The organism is Kineococcus arenarius subsp. arenarius, assembly GCF_050871845.1.
In the GTDB taxonomy this organism is placed as follows: Bacteria; Actinomycetota; Actinomycetes; order Actinomycetales; family Kineococcaceae; genus Kineococcus.
In genome coordinates this window covers 1-3,457 of the sequence record NZ_JBJLSE010000172.1, presented here as the reverse complement: position 1 = coordinate 3,457, position 3,457 = coordinate 1, and the positions used below count along the sequence as shown (strand labels likewise).

Here is a 3,457-nt window from a genome sequence, read left to right as displayed (position 1 = left end):
GCCCTGCCGAAGATCCTCGACCTGCCGACCAGCGCCTGGATCAACCGACCCGACGACCCTGCGCAGGCCGAGCACAGCTCAGCTGCTTAACACCTGCTGGCCTCAACCGCCTTGACACGTTCCGTCCCGCCGCAGCCGGTCCGCTCCGTGGTGGCGTGAGGCCGCTGCCCCCGCCTGCGATCCGGCACTGAGGTCCGGGTTCACCGCGCTGGCCTCCAGCGCCTCGGCTCCCAGCTCCCACAGGTCGGCCGCAGCACCCACCAGCTCCCGCGGTACCAGCACGTCGCTGAACGGGGCAGCACTGAGCTGGTCATCGACGGCGTCCTGCAGATCCCTCGTGCGCTCAGCCGCCGCGCAGTGGCCTGCACGCTCCAGAGCCAGTGCGGCCACGCCGGCGACCCACAAGACTCCGCCCGCCACCCCCGGCGTCATCCTCACCAGGTCTGCGTCCCGATGCGTGTTCACTCAGCGCCCCTCCCTGGTGCTGGTCCAACCTCCGCGCCGCACCAGATGCTCTCAGCTCAGGTCAGCAGCCCGGCATCGTGCACCAGCCGCAGCGCCTCCTCAGGCTCACGCCGCAGGTGCAGCTCGACGTTCCACCGACGCTCAGCCCCCCGCACACCCCGGCGCAGGGACCACCCCAAGGCCACAGCTCCGCTGGTGTCGACTTGGACACCCACGGCGGTGCCGGCGACCTGCACGACAGCGAAGTCCGGCGCCGCCGGCAGGGCAAGCAGGGAACCGTCAGCGGCGAACTCCTGCCACCGTCGGCCCATCTGCCTCGGCCACTCCTGCTCGTCAGCCTCCCTGACGTAGAGAGCCATGGTGTTGCTGCTCAACACCGAGGACCTCCTCGCGTTGCGCCACGTCGAGGACTCCGGCAGGTAGAAGACCGCGAACGACGACGTGGAGGGCCTGCCCGACGCATCACGCTCGAGGCGGGCCTCACCCTCGCGCCCGGGCACGGCGAACACCTCGGACAAGCCCTCGACCGCCCACGCCGGTACGCGCGGCGGAGGAAAGCCCGCCACCGCGCGCAGCTCCTCCTCGCTCACCACCGCCCACGACCAGGCGAGGTGTCCAGGAGCACGGGACATCGGCCGCAACGCCCAGGTGAGGGCATCAGTCGGTGTCAACGCCCGCAGGACGGCGTTGACGCCACCCGCCAGCGCGCCGGGCTCCGGCCGCTCAGACATGCGCCCGCCTCCAGGTCGACGACCACGCCTCACCGACACGCTGCGGCTGGGGACCGGCCCCAGCCAGGTGCCTCGTGACACCACTATGGGCCGGGAACGACTTCACGGTCATCCCGCGCATCGAGCCGAGCAGGCCCAGCACTACCCCACGGGCCGACGCACCCCCGCCGCAGCAGGCCCCCCACCACGTGAACGAGGCGGCACCGCATCCAGCTCCCGGTACAGGCCACGCTGCCCGACGTGCCAGCGCAGACGCTGCACCCGCGCGCCACGCACCTGCCCCAACGGCACCCGCCACGACCAGCGAAGGCGCTGCTCCGCCCGCCGGTACGCACCTTCCGGGTCGCGGGCCCACACCCGCGCCAGGACCGAGACCACCCCCGGCCGGTGCAGCACGTCGAAGCGGCTGCGATCCCACCGCTGCTGCACCACCCGCGGCTGGCTCACCACCTGGCGTTGCAGGCCGCTGGAGGATTCAGCGTCCGGGCGCGCTTCATCCACCACCAGGGAGACCACGTACACGGGCACCCCTCCAGCATGCGCGCCGCCCCTCACCACCGGCCAGTGCCCAGCCGCAGCCGATGCGCTGATGGCGCGTTGGGGGTGCGATCGACAGCTCCCGCGAGGCGCCCGCTGAAGCACGGCCGGCCCGCGAGCGAGCGCGGTGGTGCGCGACCCTCCCCTCTGGACGGTCCCGGCCCGCGGCCCGCACCATCGAGGACATGCCCCGCTACTCGGTGCTCATCGAGGCCACCCGCCCCAAGCGCGTCCCGCCCAGCGCGGACCTGTGGGAGCAGCAGTGGGGCAAGGGGCACCACTTCGCCCTGATCGCCGCGCGCAACGTGGTGCAGGTCGTCACCACCAGGGCCGAGGACGCCCGCACCGCCCGCGACGACGTCCTGGCCCGCTTCACCGCCCTGGCGCAGGCGCACCTGGGCACCGGCGTGCAGATCACGAACGTGCGGGTGCATCGCTTGCGCCGCTTCCGCGGGATGGTCCCGGTCAGCATCGACGACCCGCCCGACGGTGGGGACGGACTGGCCGGGGCGATGGTGCCGCGCACCCCGCTGCCCCCCACGGACCACCTGAACGCCGCCCGGCGCCTGCCGCCGGCCACGGACTGAAGCCGCACCCGCACCCGTCCACGCCGGCACGGGCATCGGGAACGCTCGCGCCGAACCACACGCTCATCCCGCGTTCCGCGCGGTCAACGACCCAGCGGTCATGTCGAGGAGCGAGCGCTCGCTGGGCACGGGGATCACCTGCATATCCCCGACGAGAGGGCGTTCCTCGCGGCCTCGTGGGCAGATAGCTTCCATTGATGCTCGGCACCACAGGTCACGTGATCGTCCTCGTCGCGGCGGTGCTGCTCATCGCCTTCGTCGTGCTCGACGCGTCCCGCCGGCGACGTCGACGCGAGAAGCCGTGGAAGGCCAGCCACGTACTGGTCGTGGTGGCCATGACCCTCACCGCCGCGGTGCAGGTCTCCTCCCTGGTCTGATGACGCCCCTCCCCGGCCCCGGCTGCGCCGTCACGGCGCCGAATGCACGAGGCTCGGTCTTGCCGCACTGCAGACGCGGCCGCCGTCGCTTCTGAGACTGGTTGGCCGCATGGCCTCAGCCGCCGTTGGGAAGGCTCACCGCGGTCGGGTGTCCAAGGAGCGCTCAGCTCGCCGCCTGTCCCGCAGCGACAAGGCCGTGACGATACCCAGGCCGAGCAAGACCCCGATCGGCAGGCCCGGCATCCAGCCGTGGCCGGTGGCGTGCGAGACGGCGACCGCCGCGGCCGTGAGAACGAGCTGGACCACCACCTCGCGCGCGTAGGCGGTCCGCTTGCTCACGAGCACCTCCACACCACGACCACCGGGCCAGGTCACCAGGTCAGGTCCTCCGAACCTGCCAGCCGCTGAGCCGACGACTGGGCCATCAGCGTGAGCAGGTCATCTGCCTCTGCCGCGGAGCACCACCACGGTGATCACCGCCACGATGGCTACCAGGACGATCACGGACAGAGCGAAGATGTGCCACGGCTGCACTGCTCCCATGAACCCACTGTAGCCACGGCGCCGACACCGCCTTGATGCCGCAACGCCTTGAGGAGCCCCCAGCGAGTGGCTGCGCTAGGCCGGCCCCCGGCGCTAGGTGTACTCGGCCATCACGTTGGTGACAGGCGGCTGGTCGGGGGCTGCCCAGCCAGGGCGGAGTGGGCTCGGGTGGTGTTGTAGTGGATCAGCCAGGGACTCAGGGCCGTGGTGCGCTGGA

General features: G+C 71.9%; 5 protein-coding genes. 2 read left to right on the top strand and 3 right to left on the bottom strand.

From position 1 onward, the window contains the following. Positions 1-521: 521 nt before the first annotated feature. Entirely contained in the window at positions 522-1,196 is a 675-nt protein-coding gene (locus ACRYM0_RS20620; RefSeq protein WP_432507718.1) for a hypothetical protein, read from the bottom strand. Between the two features lie 141 nt (positions 1,197-1,337). Continuing rightward, positions 1,338-1,724 (bottom strand): hypothetical protein, encoded by a 387-nt coding sequence (locus ACRYM0_RS20615; RefSeq protein ID WP_432507717.1) that lies wholly within the window; start codon positions 1,722-1,724, stop codon positions 1,338-1,340. A gap of 194 nt (positions 1,725-1,918) precedes the next feature. Between ACRYM0_RS20615 and ACRYM0_RS20610 the strand changes: the two genes are divergently transcribed. Together ACRYM0_RS20610 and ACRYM0_RS20605 are read left to right on the top strand one after the other, a co-directional pair. Further along, positions 1,919-2,320: a hypothetical protein gene (locus ACRYM0_RS20610; protein ID WP_432507716.1), complete on the top strand. Its 402-nt coding sequence runs from the start codon at positions 1,919-1,921 to the stop codon at positions 2,318-2,320. A gap of 197 nt (positions 2,321-2,517) precedes the next feature. Further along, positions 2,518-2,697 carry a hypothetical protein gene (locus ACRYM0_RS20605; protein WP_432489497.1) on the top strand — a complete coding sequence of 60 codons (180 nt, stop codon included), beginning with the start codon at positions 2,518-2,520 and terminating at the stop codon, positions 2,695-2,697. Positions 2,698-2,832: 135 nt separating this feature from the next. Here ACRYM0_RS20605 and ACRYM0_RS20600 read toward each other — a convergent pair whose 3' ends face one another. Continuing rightward, positions 2,833-3,036 (bottom strand): hypothetical protein, encoded by a 204-nt coding sequence (locus tag ACRYM0_RS20600; protein ID WP_432507715.1) that lies wholly within the window; start codon positions 3,034-3,036, stop codon positions 2,833-2,835. Positions 3,037-3,457: the final 421 nt, after the last annotated feature.

Bases quoted from the DNA above. Each gene is read 5' to 3' on its own strand.
- ACRYM0_RS20605 (WP_432489497.1), top strand. From the start codon at position 2,518: ATGCTCGGCACCACAGGTCACGTGATCGTCCTCGTCGCGGCGGTGCTG.
- ACRYM0_RS20610 (WP_432507716.1), top strand. From the start codon at position 1,919: ATGCCCCGCTACTCGGTGCTCATCGAGGCCACCCGCCCCAAGCGCGTC.
- ACRYM0_RS20620 (WP_432507718.1), bottom strand. From the start codon at position 1,196: ATGTCTGAGCGGCCGGAGCCCGGCGCGCTGGCGGGTGGCGTCAACGCC.